The organism is Pseudomonas sp. 2995-1, from assembly GCF_002742505.1.
GTDB lineage: Bacteria > Pseudomonadota > Gammaproteobacteria > Pseudomonadales > Pseudomonadaceae > Aquipseudomonas > Aquipseudomonas sivasensis.
This window is the reverse complement of record NZ_LJSA01000353.1, coordinates 137,947-157,181: the sequence shown is the minus strand read 5'-3', so window position 1 is coordinate 157,181 and position 19,235 is coordinate 137,947. Positions and strand designations below refer to the sequence as shown.

Below are 19,235 nucleotides of genomic sequence, written 5' to 3'. Positions count from 1 at the left end.
ACGCAGACTGCATGGTCAGTTTGCGTCCCGTCTTATTTGCTCATGGAGTACTGCCTTTGAATGCGACGACCATCAACAGCCTGTTCTTGATCGGCGCGTTGCTGGTGAGTGCGAGCATTCTGGTGAGTTCTCTTTCGTCGCGCTTGGGCATCCCGATCCTGGTGATCATCCTGGCCGTGGGCATGGTTGCCGGCGTCGATGGCGGCGGCATCATTTTCGATAACTACCCAACCGCCTACCTGGTGGGCAACCTCGCACTGGCCGTAATCCTGCTTGACGGCGGGTTGCGCACGCGGGTGGCGAGTTTCCGAGTGGCGCTTTGGCCAGCACTGTCCCTGGCCACGGTGGGGGTGTTGATTACCACCGGCCTCACGGGTATGGCGGCGGCCTGGTTGTTTGACCTCAATATTATTCAAGGCTTGCTGATTGGCGCGATTGTCGGCTCCACAGACGCTGCGGCGGTGTTCTCGCTGCTCGGCGGCAAGGGCCTGAACGAACGGGTCACCGCCACTCTGGAAATCGAATCCGGCAGCAACGATCCAATGGCGGTGTTCCTCACCGTCACCCTGATTGACATGCTCGCCAGCGGCCAGACCGGCCTGCACTGGAGCCTGCTGACCCACCTGGTGCGCGAGTTCGGCATCGGCGGCATCGTCGGCCTCGGCGGCGGTTGGCTGATGCTGCAGATGGTCAACCGTATCAATCTGGCGACCGGCCTTTATCCGATCCTGGTGATCGCCGGCGGCCTGTTCGTCTTCGCACTGACCAACGCCTTGCACGGCAGCGGCTTCCTTGCCGTGTACCTGTGCGGCCTGGTAATCGGCAACCGCCCGGTGCGCAGTCGGCATGGCATTTTGCACATGCTCGACGGCATGGCCTGGCTCGCACAAATCGGCATGTTCCTGGTGCTTGGCCTGCTGGTCACGCCCCATGATTTGCTGCCAATCGCTCTGCCGGCCCTGGGCCTGGCGCTGTGGATGATCCTGTTTGCGCGTCCTCTGTCGGTGATCGTCGGCCTGCTGCCGTTCAAAGCGTTCCACGGTCGCGAAAAAGGCTTTATCGCCTGGGTCGGTCTGCGCGGCGCAGTCCCGATCATTCTCGCGGTATTCCCGCTGATGGCCGGACTGCCCCACGCACAGCTGTACTTCAACCTGGCGTTCTTTATCGTGCTGGTCTCGCTGCTGGTGCAGGGCACGAGCCTGCCGTGGGTGGCCAAGTTGCTGAAAGTGACCGTACCGCCGGACCCCGCGCCGATCTCTCGCGCCGCCCTGGAAGTACACGTCACCAGCGAGTGGGAGCTTTTCGTCTACCGCCTGGGCGCCGAAAAATGGTGCATCGGGGCAGCGCTGCGCGAACTGAAAATGCCTGAAGGCACGCGGATTGCTGCGCTGTTCCGGGGCCAGCAACTGCTCCATCCGTCGGGTAGTACGGTGCTGGAAGTCGACGATCTGCTCTGTGTGATCGGCCATGAACACAACCTGCCAGCCCTCGGCAAACTGTTCAGCCAGGCACCACAACGCGGCCTCGATCTGCGCTTCTTCGGCGACTTCGTGCTGGAAGGCGACGCCCAACTGGGCGCGGTTTCGGCCCTTTACGGCCTGAAGCTGGAAGGTATCGACCCGGACATGCCACTGAGCAGCTTCATCAACCAGAAAGTCGGCGGCGCCCCTATCGTCGGCGACCAGGTGGAGTGGAACAACACCATCTGGACCGTCGCGGTCATGGACGGGAACAAGATCGGCAAAGTGGGCGTCAGATTCCCCGAAGGAAGTCGCCCGGGCCCCGGACTCTTCCTCTAAACTGCGGAGCGACAGCACGCTCCCGATTCTTCACCTTGCAAGACCGGTCTCTATGCCAACCCTGCGCACTTTTCTCGCCACTGCCCTGCTGGGCCTGACCCTTTGTGTCGGCAGCGTCTACGCCGCCGAGCCGCCCAGCGCCGACGCCATTCAGCAAACCCTGGACAAGCTGCCTGATCGCAAACTGCCCGACGCCGACATGAAGGCGCTGCAGTCGATCCTGCAACAGACCCTGACCTACCTGGGCAACCAGCAGGATTATGAGCAGCGCCTCACTGACCTCAAGCGCCAGCTGGAAGACGCGCCGCGCCAGACCAGCGAAAACCAGCGCGAGCTGACCCGGCTCAAGGCCACCAAAATCATCCCGGTGGCCCAACGCTATGCCACGCTGCCCGTGCCACAGCTTGAGCAATTGCTGGTGCAACGCACCACCCAGCAAGGCGACCTGCAAAAAGACCTGGCCGAAGCCAACAGCCTGACCATCGCTGCCCAAACACGCCCCGAACGCGCGCAGACCGAAATCAGCAGCAGCCAGACGCGCATCCAGCAGATCAACGCGACCCTCAAGGCCGGTAAAGACAATGGCAAAGCCCTCAGCGGCGACCAGCGCAACCAACTGAATGCCGAACTCGCTGCGCTCAATGCCCTGATCCCCCTGCGCCGCCAGGAACTGGCCGGCAACAGCCAACTGCAAGACCTGGGCAACAGCCAGCACGACCTCGTGGTGGAAAAGACCGCGCGCCTGGAACAAGAAATCCAGGACCTGCAAACCCTGATCAACCAGAAACGCCTGGCCCAGTCCCAACAGACCGTCACCCAGCAGTCCATCGAAGCGCAAAAGGCCGGTGGCAGCAGCCTGTTGGCCACCGAAAGCGCGGCCAACCTGAAGCTGTCCGACTACCTGCTCAAAAGCACCGACCGCCTCAACGACCTGACCCAGAAGAACCTGCAGACCAAGCAGCAACTGGACACCGTGACCCAGAGCGACTCGGCCCTGGACGAGCAGATCAACGTGCTCAAGGGCAGCCTGCTGCTGTCGAAGATTCTGTATAAGCAAAAACAAGCGCTGCCACGCCTGACGGTGGACCGCGACCTGGCGGACGACATCGCCAACATTCGCCTGTACCAGTTTGAGGTCAACCAACAGCGTGAGCTGATCAGTTCCCCCAGCACCTATGTGGACAATCTGCTGGCCAACCAGCCACCGGATGACATCACCCCGCAACTGCGCCGAACCCTGCTGGAGCTTGCGATTACCCGCAGCGACCTGCTGGAGCGTCTGAGTCGTGAGTTGAGCGCGCTGCTCAATGAGTCCATCACCCTGCAACTGAACCAGAAACAACTGCTCAGCACCGCCACCACCCTGCGCGCGACGCTGGATGAACAGATGTTCTGGATCCCCAGTAACAAGCCGCTGGACACCGAGTGGCTGGAAACCGTGCCGGCGCACTTGAGCAAGCAAGTCACCACCCTGCCCTGGGCGTCCAGCGTCAGTGAGCTGTACGACGGCCTGACCCAGCGCCCGCTACTGTTCCTGCCATTGCTGCTATTGATCGGCGCACTGCTGTGGCGACGCAAGGCCCTGTACCAACGCCTGAACAAGGTCCATCTGGACATCGGGCACTTCAAGCGCGACAGCCAGTGGCACACGCCGCAAGCCATCTTGATCAATATCCTGCTGGCCATGCCCGTATCGCTGGGACTGGCGCTGTGCGGCTACGCGCTGCAGATCGACGCCCGTGGGCAAAACGCCAACCTGGGTTCAGCCCTGCTGCAACTGGCCCAGGCGTGGCTGGTGTTCTACACCGCCTACCGCATCCTGGCGCCGGGCGGCGTGGCGGAACTGCACTTCCGCTGGGAAAAACCCCAGGTCGAATTCCTCCAGGGTTGGGTGCGCAAACTCGGGCTGGTGGTATTGGCTCTGGTGGCCGTGGTGGCGATTGCCGAGCATCAACCGGCGGCACTGGCGGACGACGTGCTGGGCATCGCCGTGGTCCTGACCTGCTACGCCCTGATGGCCTGGCTGCTCGGGCGCCTGCTGCTGCACAGCCCTACCCACGAAAAAGCCTCGCTGTTCCGCAAGTCCGTGGGCCTGGTATTCACCGCGCTGCCGATCGCCCTGTTTATTGCCGTGTGCTTTGGCTACTACTACACCGCCCTCAAGCTCAGCGACCGACTGATCAACACCTTGTACCTGTTGATGTTTTGGCTGGTCATCGAAGCCACCTTCGTCCGCGGCCTAGGCGTTGCCGCCCGGCGCCTGGCTTATTCCCGCGCCCTGGCCAAACGCCAGGCCGCCAAGGAAGCAGGTGACGGCGAAGCGGTAATCGAAGAGCCAACCCTGGACATCGAGCAGGTCAACGAACAGTCCATGCGCCTGATTCGCCTGGCCCTGCTGGGCGGCTTTATCGCCGCGTTGTACTGGGTGTGGTCGGACCTGATCTCGGTGTTTTCGTACCTGGATAACGTCACGCTGTACGAATACACCAGCGGCACCGGTGCCAATATCAGCATGGTGCCCATCAGCATCGGCGACTTGCTCGGCGCGCTGATCATCATCGGTATCACCTTCGCCCTGGCGCGCAACCTGCCCGGTCTGCTGGAGGTGTTGGTGCTGTCCAAACTGGATCTGGCCCAGGGCAGCGCCTACGCCACCACCACGCTGCTGTCCTATGTGATTGCCGGCGTCGGCTTCGTGTCCACCCTGTCTACCCTCGGCGTGAGCTGGGACAAGCTGCAGTGGCTGGTCGCCGCGCTGTCGGTGGGCTTGGGCTTCGGCATGCAGGAGATCTTCGCCAACTTTATCTCCGGCATCATGATCCTGTTCGAACGCCCGGTGCGTATCGGCGACACCATCACCATCGGCAACCTGTCGGGCACGGTGAGCAAAATCCGCATCCGCGCCACCACCATCACCGACTTCGACCGCAAGGACATCATTGTCCCGAACAAGACGTTCATTACCGGGCAACTGATTAACTGGTCGCTGACCGACACCATCACCCGCGTCACTCTGAAACTGGGCGTGGACTACGGCTCCGATCTGGACCTGGTGAAGGAATTGCTGCTCAAGGCCGCGAGGGAAAATCCACGGGTGCTGAAGGAACCGGAACCTCACGTGTACTTCCTCAACTTCGGCGAAAGCACCCTCGACCACGAACTGCGTATGCACGTGCGCGACCTGGGTGACCGCAACCCGGTACTCGACGAGGTCAACCGCTACATCAACCGTGAGTTCAAGAAGCAGCACATCAACATCTCGTTCCGGCAGATGGAGGTGTACCTCAAGAACATGCATGGCCAGGAGTACAAACTGGTGCCGGTCGAGGATGATCGCAAGACCATCGCCGGGCCCGCCACCGAACAGGACGCCCCCGAGCCGCCACCCGGCAAAGTCGACGATGCGCCGGAACCGCCGCCCAGCAAACTCGACTAAAGCGTCTATCCCCAGCAGAATGCTCGGACATTCTGCTGGAGATGGCCGGTGAAAGCCCTCGACGAACTGACCTTCGACAACCGCTTCGCACGCCTGGGCGACGCGTTCTCAACCCACGTTTTGCCCGAACCCCTCGACGAGCCTCGCCTTGTCGTGGCGAGCAACGCCGCCATGGCCCTGCTCGACCTCGACCCGGCGGTGGCCGAAACGCCGGTATTCGCCGAACTGTTCAGCGGCCACAAGCTGTGGGCCGAAGCAGAACCGCGCGCGATGATCTATTCCGGGCACCAGTTCGGCGGCTATACCCCTCAGCTGGGCGACGGCCGTGGGTTGTTGCTGGGCGAGGTGTACAACGAGGCCGGCGAACATTGGGACCTGCACCTCAAGGGTGCCGGGATGACGCCTTACTCGCGGATGGGCGATGGCCGCGCGGTCTTACGCTCCTCGATTCGTGAATTCCTCGCCAGCGAAGCCCTCCACGCGTTGGGCATTCCCAGCAGCCGCGCGCTGTGTGTAATCGGCTCCAGCACGCCGGTATGGCGGGAAAAACAGGAGCGGGGTGCCATGGTGTTGCGCCTCGCGCCCAGCCATATCCGCTTTGGGCATTTCGAATACTTCTACTACACCAAGAAGCCCGAGCAGCAAGCCGAACTGGCCGAGCACGTGCTGAACCTGCACTACCCCGAGTGCCGCGAACAGCCCGAACCGTACCTGGCGATGTTCCGTGAAATCGTCGAACGCAACGCCGAGATGATCGCCAAATGGCAGGCCTATGGTTTCTGCCATGGCGTGATGAACACCGACAACATGTCGATCCTGGGCATCACCTTCGACTTCGGGCCGTTCGCGTTTCTTGATGACTTTGACGCGCACTTCATCTGCAACCATTCGGACCATGAAGGGCGCTACTCCTTCAGCAATCAGGTGCCGATTGGACAGTGGAACCTCAGTGCGCTGGCCCAGGCGCTCACGCCGTTTATCAGCGTCGATGCCTTGAAGGAGTCCCTCGGCCTGTACCTGCCGCTGTACCAGGCGCACTACCTGGACCTGATGCGTCGCCGACTCGGGCTCACCACCGCCGAAGACGACGACCAGCAACTGGTCGAGCGCCTGCTGAAACTGATGCAGAACAGCGGTGTGGATTACACGCTGTTCTTCCGTCGCCTTGGGGATGAGTCAGCGGCGCTGGCCGTAGCGCGGTTGCGCGATGATTTTGTCGACATGGCCGGGTTCGATGCCTGGGCCGAGCAGTACAAGGAACGTGTCGCACGAGACGCAGACTCCAGCGAGGAACAGCGCCGCGAGCGGATGCACGCCGTGAATCCGCTGTACATCCTGCGCAACTACCTCGCCCAGAACGCCATCACCGCAGCCGAGTCGGGCGACTACAGCGAAGTTCGGCGATTGCATGAGGTGCTTTCCAGGCCGTTCGAGGAGCAAGCGGGGATGGAGCAGTACGCGCAGCGGCCGCCGGATTGGGGAAAGCATTTGGAGATCAGTTGTTCGTCGTGACCACGAGAGCAATGAGCGCCCTTTCTACAATCATGTGTTTCGCTTGATAACTATCATTGCTGGCTCCAAATAGAGCCTATTGGCCATTTCCAGGAGCCCTCAATGTCCGAACCTCTCGTCATACCCTGCCCTCATTGCAACGGCCTCAACCGCATCCCCGGCGAACGCCTGGCAGATGCGCCCAAATGCGGGCGTTGCAAACAGCCCGTTTTGTTGAATAAGCCTTTTGAGCTGAAACAAGGCGACTACGCCAGCCAGATCAAAGGCGACCTGCCGCTTCTGGTAGACGTTTGGGCCGACTGGTGCGGACCGTGCAAGTCGTTCGCACCAGTGTTTGAACAGGCTGCCGGACAGTTGGAGGGCAAGTGCCGGTTGGCCAAGCTGGACAGCGAGGCCAATCAACAGTTGTCGGCGCAGTTGGGGATTCGGTCAATTCCGAGCCTGATTCTGTTCAAGAATGGTCGCGAAGTGGCGCGTCAGAGTGGAGCGTTTCCGTTGCCGCAGTTGATGAGTTGGTTGCGTAGCCAGGGGGTGTAACCGAACCTCAAGGACAATGCTGGGCAGTGTGGGAGGGGGCTTGCTCCCGATGCGGTGGGTCAGCTCCAGATGAGCTAGCTGGCATACCGCTATCGGGGGCAAGCCCCCTCCCACAGGTCAGGCGTTTTCCAGCAAGTTATGCAATTCCACGAACTGTTGGGTCAGCTTGTGCCGTGGATCGAGGTGGATCAGCGGCTTGTTTTCCTGATGGGACTCGCGCATGCGCACCGAACTGGCCAGGTACACCGGAAGCACCGGCAACCCTTCGTTGATCAACTCCTCCAGCATCTGCTGCGGCAGACTCGCTCGGGCCTGGAACTGGTTGACCACGATACCTTCGACTTCGAGGCCTTCGTTGTGGTCTTCCTTCAATTCTTCGATTTCGGCCAGCAGGCCATACAGGGCCTGCCGTGAGAAGCTGTCGCAATCGAAGGGGATCAGTACACGATCAGCAGCAATCAGCGCCGAAACCGCATAAAAGTTCAGGGCTGGCGGTGTATCCAGGTAAATCCGGTCGTAATCTTCGCTCAGCTCATCCAGCAGCTTTCGCAGCTTGTTGATCTTGTGCTTGGCTTCAAGCTTGGGCTGCAAGTCCGCGAGTTCGGCCGTCGCGGTGATGACGTGCAGGTTATCGAAGGGCGTTTCGTAGATATCGACCTTGTTCTTCTTCGAAAACGGCCCGGAAGACAGGGTTTGCTTGAAAAAATCCGCGATCCCCATGGGAATGTCGTCGCCGGTCAGCCCGGTGAGGTACTGGGTTGAGTTGGCTTGTGCATCGAGGTCCACCAACAGGGTTCGATAGCCTTCGCTGGCACTGACCGCCGCCAGGTTGCAGGCGATGCTGGACTTGCCAACGCCGCCTTTCTGATTGAACACCACACGCCGCATGGAAAAACCTCCGTGTATCAATGAATGTCCGAGTGTAGAGGGCAAAAGCGCCTGTTAGCTACCTCGTTCATCCATCCATTGCCGCACTCTAGACAGGTCGTCGCACCTCACACACAAAAGAATAGGAACGGTCCGACAATCCAACTCAGCCATCGATAAAGGACAATCTGTAAATCCTTACCAACAAATTGTATTCAGCCGTGAACAAATCTTTACCAAAGTTTGCTAGAACCCCGCGGCACCGGGATAATGCGCGCCATTCGGCTATTGCTCCCTGTCCCGGTATTCGGGGCCAAAAGCCGCACATGGAAGCCCGCAGGGGCGGGATAACTTCTCAGTGATCAACTTCAACATTGCCCAATGGCGTGCCTGGGCCCCAGGACTGGAAAGTGCGGACGAATGGCGCGCATGGTGCCAGGCGCCGGTGCTGCTGCCCGCCAGCGATGCCTCGCCCGACGTATCCTTCTTGCCCGCCATGCAGCGCCGCCGCCTGAGCCGGCTGGCGCGCATGGCCTTCAGCGTGGGCTGGCCCCTTGCAGAAGGCCTGCAAGACCTGCCGCTGGTGTTTATTTCCCGGCACGGCGAAACCCCACGCACTCTAGACATCCTCAGCGACCTGGCCAACGAGCAGCCGCTGTCCCCGACCCAGTTCAGCCTGTCTGTGCATAACGCAGTGATTGGCCTCTGGTCGATTCTGCGTAATGAAACCAGTGAAATGACCGCCCTCGCCGCCGCCGGCGATGGCTTGGAGCACGGCATGCTCGAAGCCGCCGCGCTGCTCAATGAAGGCGCCCCGGCGGTATTGCTGGTGATCACCGAAGAACAGCCGCCCGAGGCCTACGCCAGCTGGATCGTTGACGTGCCCTTCCCCTACGCCCTCGGCCTGTTGCTCACACCAGGCGACGAGTGGCAACTGGAACTCACACCCGGCACTGTCCAAGCCAATCAAACCCAGTGGCCCCACGCCCTGAACCTGCTGCGCACCCTGCTCACCGAACAGGGCGCCTGCCAACATGCCTGGAAGAACCGTGTATGGAACTGGCAACGCAAGCTCTGACTGACAAGCCACGGGACGCCTACTACTGGCGCCTGTTTGCCACCGCCGCCAGCTTCTTCCTGTTTGGTGTCGGCGGGCTGTGCCTACGTTTGCTGGTGTTTCCGGTGCTCAGTTGCCTGCCGGGCAGTGCCGACAAGCACCAGCGCCGTGCCCGTCACACCATCAGCAAGCTGTTCTGGTTCTTTATCCGCATGATGCATCGCGCTGGCGTGCTGACCTACAGCGTCGAAGGCGCCGAGAAACTCGGCCGCCCCGGCCAGATGATCGTTGCCAACCACCCGTCGCTGATCGATGTGGTGTTTCTGATCGGCCTGATGCGCCAGACCAACTGCGTGGTCAAGCAAAGCCTGTGGCAGAACCCGTTCACCCGGGGGCCGATACGCGATGCGGGCTATATCAGCAATGACGGCAGCGCGGAGATGCTCGATGCCGCCGCCGACGCCCTGCGCGAAGGCCAGACGCTGATCATCTTTCCTGAAGGCACTCGTACCACACCCGGCGCGGCGCCCGCCTTTCATCGCGGCGCCGCCGCCATTGCGCTGCGGGGTGCGACAATCATCACCCCCGTGGTGATCAAGGTCAGCCCAACCACCTTGACCAAAGCCGAACCCTGGTATCGCATCCCGAAACGCCGCTTTCACTTCAGTTTGCGGGTGGGTGCCGATATAGAACCACAGGCGTTCGCGGCACTGGGGCCCGCGCCTCAGGCTTCACGCAAGCTCAACGATCACCTGCACCACTATTTCATTAAGGAGCTCGCCGAAGATGAGCGACCAACACCGCCTTGAGCACGACATAAAGACGCTGATCATCGAGGCCCTGGGTCTGGAAGACATCAGCGCCGACGACATCGGTAGCGACCAAACCCTGTTCGGCGAAGGCCTGGGCCTGGATTCGGTAGACGCCCTGGAATTGGGTCTGGCGATTCAAAAAAAATACGGCATCAAAATCGATGCCGACGCCAAGGACACCCGTAATCACTTCACCAACGTGGCGAGCCTTGCGGCGTTCGTTACGGCCAGACAGGCAGCTTGAGACCGGACCATGCAAACTCGTGACGATATTTTCAACACCCTGCGCGATGCCTTGGTGGAACTGTTTGAACTCCCCCCAGAGCGCGTCACCCTTGACGCCAACCTGTATCAGGACCTGGAAATCGACAGCATCGATGCCGTAGACCTGATCGACCATATCAAGCGCCAGACCGGCAAGAAGATTGCCGCCGAAGAGTTCAAGGCCGTGCGCACAGTGAACGACGTGGTAGAGGCGGTGTACCGTCTGGTCCAACCCGCCGCATGAGCCGGCTGATCGGCCTTGGCCTGTTGTTGGCGGGGCTGCTGTACCCCTTTGCGGTGTATTACGGCACTGAGCATTTTGCGCCGTGGCAATTCGGGCTGCTGCTGGGCAGCCTCTGGCTGTTGCGCGCGTTCATCGGCGCACCACGTCCCGGCAGCCGCTGGATGGCGTTGGCGATGATCGTGTTTTGCCTGTTACTGGCTTGGTTCGACAGCCCGCACTTGCTGCGCTGGTACCCGAGCCTGGTCAGTGCCTTCATGCTCGCGCTGTTTGGCCTGAGCCTGAAATACGGCCCGCCGATGGTGGAGCGCCTGGCACGCATGACCGACCCGGAGTTACCGCCCAACGCGATTGTGTATACCCGCCAGGTCACCGTGGTGTGGAGCGTGTTTTTTCTGTGTAATGGCCTGCTCGCTGCCGCCCTAACCTTGTGGGCGCCACTGAGCTGGTGGACGTTGTACAACGGCCTGATCGCCTACGGATTGATGGGACTGTTGTTTGCCGTGGAATGGCTTGTACGACAAAGGGTTCGAGGCCGCATATGAATGGGTTGAAACTTGAGCACTTGCTGCTTGAGCCGCTGCAACAGCGTTTGGTGACCACCGAACCTGCAATGAATCACGCCCAGCTGTGGGAACAATCACTCGGCCTGGCCGCGGGCCTGCAAGCGCGCGGTATTCGGCGTCTGGCGGTGCACCTGGAAGATGCCGGCGTGCTGGCGATCGCCCTGCTGGGCGCCTGGCGCGCAGGGGTCAGCGTACTGCTTCCCGCCGATCTGCAGCCCCAGACCCGCCAACGCTGGGCCGATGCCGTCGACGCCTGGCTGGTCGAACCCGCCGATCTCGACGCGCTGTACCAGGCGCCGTTGCCTGCTGCCGCGCTCGACCTGGACACGTGTCAACTGAGCCTGTGCACCTCCGGCTCCAGCGGCGAGCCCAAGCGTATCGACAAAACCCTGCGCCAATTAGCCAACGAGGTTCAAGCGCTGGAAGCCTTGTGGGGTGCGGACCTTAAAGACGCCTGCATCATCGGCAGCGTCGCCACCCAGCACATCTACGGGTTGCTGTTCCGGGTGCTGTGGCCGTTGTGCGCCGGTCGTACCTTTGTGCGCAAGCAACTGGCCTTTCCCGAAGACTTGCAACGCGCCAGCCGCGAACACCCTCAATTTGCCTGGGTGGCCAGCCCGGCACTGCTCAAACGCATGGGCGACAACCTCGACTGGCCCGCGCTGAGCCAGGTGTCGCGAGTGTTCTCTTCCGGTGGCGCCTTGCCCGTCGAAGCCGCCACCAGTCTTTACGAGCGTTTGCACCAATGGCCGACGGAAATTCTCGGCAGCTCGGAAACCGGCGGCATCGCCTGGCGCCAGGGCGCGCAACCCTGGCAGCCGTTTGCCGATGTGCAACTGAGCCAGGACGCCGACGGCGCTCTGCACATCGCCTCGCCTTACCTGCCAGCAGGGCATATTGAACAGACCGCTGACGCTGCACATATCCATGCCGATGGTCGCTTCGAGTTGCTGGGTCGCCTGGACCGCATCGTCAAGCTGGAAGAAAAACGCATCTCCCTGCCGATGCTGGAACAAGCGCTGATGGCCCACCCATGGGTCGCGGAAACGCGCCTGGGCGTGGTGCAAGAAAACCGCGCGTCACTCGGTGCCCTAGTGGTATTGAGCGCTGAGGGCCTACACGCCCTGCGCAACCAAGGCCGCCGCAGCCTCACTCAAACCCTGCGCCAGCATCTGAGCCAGCATTGCGAAGCCCTGGCCCTGCCCCGTCGCTGGCGCCTGCTGCGACAGTTGCCGTTGAACGCCCAGGGCAAACTGCCCCAGGCCGATGTGGCCGCGCTGCTGCTGGCGCCACGGCCAAAGGCGCCGGAGGTGTTGGGGCAGATCGAAGCCGATGGCGAATGGACCGTGCAACTGAGTGTGCCGCCGGACCTGGCCTACTTCAGCGGGCACTTCCCGGTCACCCCCGTGCTGCCGGGCGTGGTGCAAGTAGAATGGGCGTTCAACCTGGGCCAGCAACTGCTCGACCTGCCCGCGACCTTTGCCGGGATGGAAGTGCTCAAGTTCCAGCAACTGATACGCCCCGGCGATCGTATCGAATTGCACCTGCGCTTCGACCAGGAGCGCGGCAAGCTGTATTTCGCCTACCGCAACGGCGTCGCGGCCTGCTCCAGTGGGCGGATTCTACTGGAGACTGTCGATGCATAACCCCTGCGCCCTGATCCCGGTCTACAACCACGAAGCCGCCGTGCCCGCCGTGGTCCAAAGCCTGTTGAACAGTGGCCTGCCCTGCCTGTTGGTCGACGATGGCAGCAGCCCGGCGTGCGCGGCGGTGTTGGCGCAATTGGCGACCCTCAATAACGTGACTCTGCTGACCCTGCCACACAACCAAGGCAAGGGCGGCGCGGTCATGGCGGGTTTCCGCGAAGCTGCACGCCTTGGCTATTCCCACGCCCTGCAAGTGGACGCCGACGGTCAGCATGATTTGCGCGAAGTCGAAACGTTTGTCGATACCTCGCGCAGGCACCCCGACGCTATTATCTGCGGCTACCCCGAATACGATGAAAGCGTGCCCAAAGGCCGCTTGTACGCGCGCTACCTGACCCACGTGTGGGTGTGGATCAACACGCTGTCTCTGCAGATCCGCGACTCGATGTGCGGCTTTCGCGTCTACCCGCTGACACCGGTGCTGGCGCTGATGGACTCGACCTACATTGGCACGCGCATGGACTTCGACTCGGACATCCTGGTGCGCCTGGCATGGCGTAATCAGCCGATGCGCTGGCTGCCGACGAAAGTGCATTACCCCACCGACGGCCTGTCGCACTTTCGCCTGTTCCACGACAACGTGCGTATCAGCGCCATGCATACGCGGCTGTTTTTCGGCATGTTGGTGCGCGCGCCGATGATCCTGTGGCGACGGTGCAAGGCATGAGCGACAACACGCAACACTGGGCCGACCGCGAAGAACGCGGCAGCTACTGGCTGATGAAATTCACCGCCTTCGCGGCCAAAATCCTCGGCCGACGCCTGCTGAGCCCGGTGCTGTACGGCATCGTGCTGTACTTTTTCCTGTTCGGCCGAAGCGCGCGCCAGAGCGCCTGGCAATACCAGCAGCGCCTGGCCGAATGGAGCGGGCGCGATGAGTTGCGCCCCAGCCACCGCAAAGTATTCGGCCAGTTCATGGCCTTTGCCGATTCCCTGCTCGACAAACTCGACGTGTGGAACGGCAAGCTGCGCCTGGAACAAATCGAAATCAACGACCCGGCGAAACTACGCGGGCAACTGCGCGGCGAGCGCGGCCAGATGCTGGTCGGCGCACATTTGGGCAACCTCGAAGTGTGCCGCGCGCTGGCGGAAATCGGCGAAAAGGTCACCATGAACGTGCTGGTGCACACCAAGCACGCCGAACAATTCAACCGCCTGTTGGGCGAAGCCGGGGCGAGTCATCTGCGCCTGATCCAGGTCAGCGAGTTGGACCCGGCGACGATGTTGCTGCTGAGCCAGCGCCTGGACGAGGGAGAGTGGCTGGCGATTGCGGGCGACCGCGTGCCGCTGCACGGCGGGCGCACGGTGCGCGTGGATTTCCTCGGCCATGACGCCGCATTCCCCCAAGGCCCATGGCTGCTGGCCGGCCTGCTCAAATGCCCGGTCAACCTGCTGATGTGCCTTAAGCACGCTGGGCGTTATCGCCTGACTATCGAACCGTTCACACCCTTGATCGAATGGAAGCGCAGCACCCGCGAGCAGGTCATCGCTCAGTGGACCTCACGCTACGCCGCACGCCTGGGCCAGTTCTGCCTGGAAGCGCCCCAACAATGGTTCAACTTTTACCCTTTCTGGAAGACCGATGACGACGCATCTTGAGCCGGTAACCTTTGGCGAACGCCCCCTGCGCATCGAAGACGTGCTGGCCCTGGCCAACCGTCAGGCGCCCACCCAGTTGCAGGGCGACGCCGCGTATCGCCAGCGCATCGCCAAAGGCGCGCAGTTCCTCGACTCGCTGCTGGACAAGGAAGGCGTGATCTACGGCGTGACCACCGGCTACGGCGACTCGTGCGTGGTCGCAGTGCCGTTGCAACACGTAGAGGCCCTGCCCCGTCACCTGTACACCTTCCACGGTTGCGGCCTGGGTAAATTGCTCGATGCACAAGCCACCCGTGCCGTGCTGGCCGCGCGGTTGCAGTCGTTGTGCCACGGCGTTTCAGGCGTGCGCGTGGAGTTGCTGGAGCGCCTGCACGCGTTCCTCGAACACGACGTGCTGCCGTTGATCCCGGAAGAAGGTTCGGTGGGTGCCAGCGGTGATCTGACGCCGCTGTCCTACGTCGCCGCGACCCTGTCCGGCGAGCGCGAGGTGATGTTCCGTGGCGAACGTCGCCAGGCCGCCGACGTGCACCGCGAGTTGGGTTGGGACCCGCTGGTTTTACGTCCGAAAGAAGCCCTAGCACTGATGAACGGCACCGCCGTGATGACCGGCCTCGCCTGCCTCGCCTTCGCCCGCGCCGACTACCTGCTGCAACTCGCCACACGCATCACCGCGCTCAACGTGGTCGCGCTGCAGGGCAACCCGGAACACTTCGACGAGCGCCTGTTCGCCGCCAAGCCGCACCCTGGGCAGATGCAAGTCGCCGCCTGGCTGCGCAAGGACCTGGCGATCGACGCGCCGACCGCGCCGCTGCACCGCCTGCAGGATCGCTACTCGCTGCGCTGCGCGCCCCACGTCCTCGGCGTGCTGGCGGACAGCCTGAACTGGCTGCGTTCGTTTATCGAGATCGAGCTGAACAGCGCTAACGACAACCCGATCATCGACGCCGAAGAAGAACGCGTGCTGCACGGTGGGCACTTCTACGGCGGTCATATCGCCTTTGCCATGGACAGCCTCAAGACCCTGGTGGCCAACGTAGCTGACCTGCTCGATCGCCAACTCGCGTTGCTGGTTGACGTGCGTTACAACCACGGCCTGCCGAGCAACCTGTCTGGCGCGCCGGCTGACCGCGCGATGATCAACCATGGCTTCAAGGCCGTGCAGATCGGCACCAGCGCCTGGACCGCCGAAGCGCTGAAAAACACCATGCCGGCCAGCGTGTTCTCGCGCTCCACCGAGTGCCACAACCAGGACAAAGTGAGCATGGGCACCATCGCCGCCCGCGATGCAATTCGCGTGTTGGAGCTGACCGAACAGGTTGCCGCCGCCACCTTGCTCGCCGCCAACCAAGGTGTGTGGCTGCGCGCCCAGGCCAAGGATGCGCGGGCGCTGCCACCGGCGTTGGCCGCCATGCATGAGGAACTGGCCAAGGACTTCCCGCCGGTGATCGAAGACCGCGCCCTGGAAGGCGAACTGCGCCTGTGCCTGCAACGCATCGCCGAGCAACACTGGAGGCTGCATGCGTAGCCCCGGCGTACTGCACTGCGACACCGAAATCCTCGTGCCATTTTTCGATGTCGACACCATGAACGTGGTGTGGCACGGGCACTACGTGAAGTATCTGGAAGTGGCGCGCTGCGCGCTGCTGGACAAGATCGGCCACAACTACACAGCGATGCTCGAAGCCGGCTATGCCTGGCCGGTCATCGACATGCAACTGCGCTACGTGCGCGGGGCAGTGTTCGGCCAGACGATCAACGTGCGCGCCAGCCTGGTGGAATGGGAGAACCGCTTGAAGGTCAATTACCTGATTACGGACCTGGCCAGCGGTGAGCGTTTGACCCGCGCCAGTACCGTGCAAGTGGCGGTGGAGATGGCCAGCCGCGAGATGCAGTTGGCCTCACCCAAAGTGTTCACAGATGCGGTCGAGAGGGCCTTGGCATGAGAGCGATCATCCTGTTTGTTGGCCTGCTGCTGAGCGTCAGCGCCCACGCCTTCGACCTGCAACAACTCAGCGATCAGTTGGCAAAACCTTCCGTGATCCACGGCAGCTTCACCCAGGAAAAACACCTGCGCGCCCTGCCACAGCCTTTGGTCAGCAAGGGTACTTTCGTCCTCGCCAAAGACCACGGCCTGCTATGGCTGCTCAAAACCCCATTGCAACAGGACTACCGCATCAGCGCCCAAGGCATCGCCCGGCGTGAAGCCAATGGCTGGCAGACACTGCCAAACAAGAGCGCCGGTGCCGAGCAGAATCGGTTGTTCCTCGCCGTACTCCAGGGCGACAGCAGCGGCTTGCAGCGGGATTTCGAGCTGCAACTGCAAGGCGAGGCTACGCAATGGAAGCTGACGCTGATCCCTCGGTCGCTGCTGCTGAAACAAGTGTTCACCCAGATCAATATCGACGGCGGCGCGCTGGTGCAAAAAATCGAACTGCTGGAAACCCAAGGTGACAGCACCGTACTGCGCATGCAGGACAGCACCGCCGAACAACCGTTGAGCGACGCGGAGCAACACGACTTTGCCCAGTGAGCGCCTGTTACCGCGCCTGTTCCTGATCCTGCTGGTGGCGGTGCTGGCCCTGGCCGGCTGGCAGTGGCGCCACGGTGCGCCGCTGTCGGCCAACCTGATGGAACTGGTGCCGGGCAGCACGCCGAACGCCTTGGAACTGCAAGCCGAACAGCGCATGCAGGAACCGCTGAACCGCGAGATGCTGGTACTGGTGGGGCATGCCGACCGCCAGCAAGCGGTGGCTGTGGCGCAACAGTTGGGCGAGCGCTGGCAGGCCAGCGGTCTGTTTGAAAAGGTGCAGTGGAACCTGCAAGCCGACTTGCCGGCACTGCGCGAGCAATTGCTGCGCGGCCGTTTGGCGATGCTTTCAACCAAGGACCGCGAGCGACTGATTGAACACCCCGACGCCTTTATCCAGCAGCGCGTGCAGGCGCTGTTCGACCCGTTCACCGGCTTCAGCCTGGTGCCGAGCCAGGATGACTGGCTGGGCCTGACCGGACGCATCCAGAACAGCCAGCCGCAACGTGGCTCGGTGCAGTTGGATATCGGCAGCGGCGCGTTGATCGCCGATGCCGACGGCAAAAGTTGGGTGTTGCTGCGCGCGCGCACCACCGGCAATGCCTTTGATATGAAACTGCCGCTGCAAGTAGCGGATTTGCTCCAGGCCAGCCGTGAACAGGCCGGCCAGCAAGGCGCGCAACTGCTGGCGGCCAGTGGTTTGTTATACGCCGCCAATGGTCAGCAGCAGGCCACACGGGAAATCACCTGGGTCGGTGGCGGCGCGACCGTGGGCATCCTGCTGTTGCTGTTGCTGGCGTTCCGCCGATGGCGGGTATTGCTGGCTTTCGTGCCGGTACTGGTGGGCATGCTGTTTGGCGCCGTGGCGTGTGTGGCGCTGTTTGGCCATATGCATGTGATGACCTTGGTGCTTGGCTCCAGCTTGATTGGCGTCGCGGTGGATTACCCGCTGCACTACCTGTCAAAAAGCTGGAGCCTCAAGCCCTGGCGCAGTTGGCCGGCGTTGCGCCTGACCCTGCCAGGGTTGAGCCTGAGCCTGGCCACCAGTTGCATCGGTTACCTGGCGCTGGCCTGGACGCCGTTCCCGGCGCTGACCCAGATCGCGGTGTTCTCCGCGGCGGGCCTGGTCGGTGCGTATCTGTCGGCCGTGTGCCTGTTGCCGGCATTGCTCAAGGGCGTCGAACTGCGTCCGGCGCAATGGCCGCTGCGTATCGCCGAATGCCTGTGGCAGATTCGCGCCGCGTTGCTCACGCGCGTGCCGAGCCCGGCGCTACTGGCGCTGGTGTTGCTGTTTTGCGCCGGTGGCCTGTGGCAGCTCAATAGCAAAAACGATATCCGCCAGTGGATCGGCGCGCCGCCGCAGTTGCTGCAAGAGGCCCAGGCCGTGGCGCGCATCACAGGTTTCCAACCCACCAGCCAGTTCTTCCTGGTGCGCGCCGAGAATCAACAGCAATTGCTGGAGCGCCTAGCCGCGTTGGGCCAGCGCCTGGATCAATTGGTGAATATGGACAAGCTCCAGGGTTACCTGGCGCTCAATCAACTGGTCAACCTGCCCGCCGAGCAGCAACAACTGCGCGAAGCACTGAACACACTGCCACAGCATTGGCAGCCGCTGCTGGACCTCGGCGTGCCGGCCAGCGCCCTGCAAGCTGAAGTTGCGCAGTTGCAAGCGCTGCCCACCGAAGACATCGACGCGGCACTGGCAGGCCCGATGGCCGAACCCTGGCGCACACTGTGGCTCGGCCCGGTGGACGGCGGTGTTGCCGCGATGGTCAGCCTGCAAGGTCTGAACAACCCAGCGCTGTTGCGGGTACAGGCCGTGGACTTGCCGGGCGTGCAGTTGGTGGATCGCCTCGGTGATCTGAACCGCGTCTTCGCCGCCACCCAGATCAGCGCCGCGGAACTGAAATTGATGTCGTGCGTGCTGATCGTGTTGCTGCTGATCCTGCCGTTTGGTTTCGGCGGCGCCCTGCGCATCGTTGCACTGCCATTACTCGCCGCACTGTGCAGCCTGGCCAGCCTCGGTTGGCTGGGCCAGCCGCTGACGTTGTTCAGCCTGTTCGGCTTGCTGCTGGTGACGGCGATCAGCGTCGACTACGCGATCCTGATGCGCGAGCAGATCGGCGGTGCTGCCGTGAGCCTGCTGGGTACACTGCTTGCGGCGCTGACAACGTGGTTGTCGTTCGGCCTGCTGGCGGTGTCCAGCACGCCCGCAGTGAGTAATTTCGGCTTATCGGTCAGCCTGGGCCTGGCATTCAGCTTTATGCTGGCGCCCTGGGCTGGCCATCAGAAACACGCCTTATGAATCGGAT

Annotated in this window: 17 protein-coding genes; 16 read left to right on the top strand and 1 reads right to left on the bottom strand. The window is 62.2% G+C overall.

What is annotated here, in order from left to right:
* The first annotated feature begins 56 nt into the window (after positions 1–56).
* The 4 genes from AOA61_RS14715 to trxC all read left to right on the top strand — a co-directional run bounded on the left by AOA61_RS14715 (position 57) and on the right by trxC (position 7,284).
* On the top strand, positions 57–1,799 hold the full coding sequence (locus AOA61_RS14715) for a potassium/proton antiporter (RefSeq protein WP_032890339.1): 1,743 nt from the start codon (positions 57–59) through the stop codon (positions 1,797–1,799).
* 52 nt (positions 1,800–1,851) lie between these two features.
* Positions 1,852–5,235: a mechanosensitive channel MscK gene (mscK, locus tag AOA61_RS14710; RefSeq protein ID WP_032890337.1), complete on the top strand. Its 3,384-nt coding sequence runs from the start codon at positions 1,852–1,854 to the stop codon at positions 5,233–5,235.
* A gap of 48 nt (positions 5,236–5,283) precedes the next feature.
* On the top strand, positions 5,284–6,747 hold the full coding sequence (selO, locus tag AOA61_RS14705; RefSeq protein WP_099602029.1) for a protein adenylyltransferase SelO: 1,464 nt from the start codon (positions 5,284–5,286) through the stop codon (positions 6,745–6,747).
* A gap of 102 nt (positions 6,748–6,849) precedes the next feature.
* On the top strand, positions 6,850–7,284 hold the full coding sequence (gene trxC, locus AOA61_RS14700) for a thioredoxin TrxC (protein WP_032890334.1): 435 nt from the start codon (positions 6,850–6,852) through the stop codon (positions 7,282–7,284).
* A 117-nt stretch (positions 7,285–7,401) separates the two neighbouring features.
* Here the strand turns inward: trxC and AOA61_RS14695 are convergent, their stop codons facing one another.
* Entirely contained in the window at positions 7,402–8,172 is a 771-nt protein-coding gene (locus tag AOA61_RS14695; RefSeq protein ID WP_032890333.1) for a ParA family protein, read from the bottom strand.
* A 337-nt stretch (positions 8,173–8,509) separates the two neighbouring features.
* Between AOA61_RS14695 and AOA61_RS14690 the strand changes: the two genes are divergently transcribed.
* Genes AOA61_RS14690 through AOA61_RS14635 form a run of 12 tightly spaced genes read left to right on the top strand, consistent with a single transcriptional unit; the run spans position 8,510 to position 19,228 of the window.
* Positions 8,510–9,229 carry a beta-ketoacyl synthase chain length factor gene (locus tag AOA61_RS14690; RefSeq protein WP_032890331.1) on the top strand — a complete coding sequence of 240 codons (720 nt, stop codon included), beginning with the start codon at positions 8,510–8,512 and terminating at the stop codon, positions 9,227–9,229.
* Positions 9,205–10,017 (top strand): 1-acyl-sn-glycerol-3-phosphate acyltransferase, encoded by an 813-nt coding sequence (locus tag AOA61_RS14685; protein WP_032890329.1) that lies wholly within the window; start codon positions 9,205–9,207, stop codon positions 10,015–10,017. Before AOA61_RS14690 ends, AOA61_RS14685 begins: the two co-directional genes overlap by 25 nt.
* On the top strand, positions 9,995–10,264 hold the full coding sequence (locus AOA61_RS14680) for a phosphopantetheine-binding protein (RefSeq protein WP_010563239.1): 270 nt from the start codon (positions 9,995–9,997) through the stop codon (positions 10,262–10,264). Before AOA61_RS14685 ends, AOA61_RS14680 begins: the two co-directional genes overlap by 23 nt.
* 9 nt (positions 10,265–10,273) lie before the next feature.
* Positions 10,274–10,528 carry an acyl carrier protein gene (locus tag AOA61_RS14675; RefSeq protein WP_003187949.1) on the top strand — a complete coding sequence of 85 codons (255 nt, stop codon included), beginning with the start codon at positions 10,274–10,276 and terminating at the stop codon, positions 10,526–10,528.
* Positions 10,525–11,070, top strand: coding sequence for a membrane protein (locus AOA61_RS14670; RefSeq protein WP_032890326.1), 546 nt, complete (start codon positions 10,525–10,527; stop codon positions 11,068–11,070). The genes AOA61_RS14675 and AOA61_RS14670 overlap by 4 nt, the downstream gene beginning before the upstream one ends.
* Entirely contained in the window at positions 11,067–12,737 is a 1,671-nt protein-coding gene (locus tag AOA61_RS14665; RefSeq protein WP_099602028.1) for an acyl-CoA synthetase family protein, read from the top strand. The genes AOA61_RS14670 and AOA61_RS14665 overlap by 4 nt, the downstream gene beginning before the upstream one ends.
* Positions 12,730–13,464 (top strand): glycosyltransferase family 2 protein, encoded by a 735-nt coding sequence (locus tag AOA61_RS14660; protein ID WP_099602027.1) that lies wholly within the window; start codon positions 12,730–12,732, stop codon positions 13,462–13,464. The genes AOA61_RS14665 and AOA61_RS14660 overlap by 8 nt, the downstream gene beginning before the upstream one ends.
* Positions 13,461–14,396: a glycosyl transferase gene (locus tag AOA61_RS14655; protein ID WP_099602026.1), complete on the top strand. Its 936-nt coding sequence runs from the start codon at positions 13,461–13,463 to the stop codon at positions 14,394–14,396. The genes AOA61_RS14660 and AOA61_RS14655 overlap by 4 nt, the downstream gene beginning before the upstream one ends.
* Entirely contained in the window at positions 14,380–15,921 is a 1,542-nt protein-coding gene (gene hutH / locus AOA61_RS14650) for a histidine ammonia-lyase (protein WP_099602025.1), read from the top strand. The genes AOA61_RS14655 and hutH overlap by 17 nt, the downstream gene beginning before the upstream one ends.
* Complete coding sequence (locus AOA61_RS14645) at positions 15,914–16,339, top strand: thioesterase family protein (RefSeq protein WP_099602024.1); 426 nt, start codon at positions 15,914–15,916, stop codon at positions 16,337–16,339. Before hutH ends, AOA61_RS14645 begins: the two co-directional genes overlap by 8 nt.
* Positions 16,336–16,926: an outer membrane lipoprotein carrier protein LolA gene (locus AOA61_RS14640; RefSeq protein WP_095186114.1), complete on the top strand. Its 591-nt coding sequence runs from the start codon at positions 16,336–16,338 to the stop codon at positions 16,924–16,926. Before AOA61_RS14645 ends, AOA61_RS14640 begins: the two co-directional genes overlap by 4 nt.
* On the top strand, positions 16,916–19,228 hold the full coding sequence (locus tag AOA61_RS14635; RefSeq protein ID WP_099602023.1) for an MMPL family transporter: 2,313 nt from the start codon (positions 16,916–16,918) through the stop codon (positions 19,226–19,228). The genes AOA61_RS14640 and AOA61_RS14635 overlap by 11 nt, the downstream gene beginning before the upstream one ends.
* Positions 19,229–19,235 lie beyond the last annotated feature (7 nt).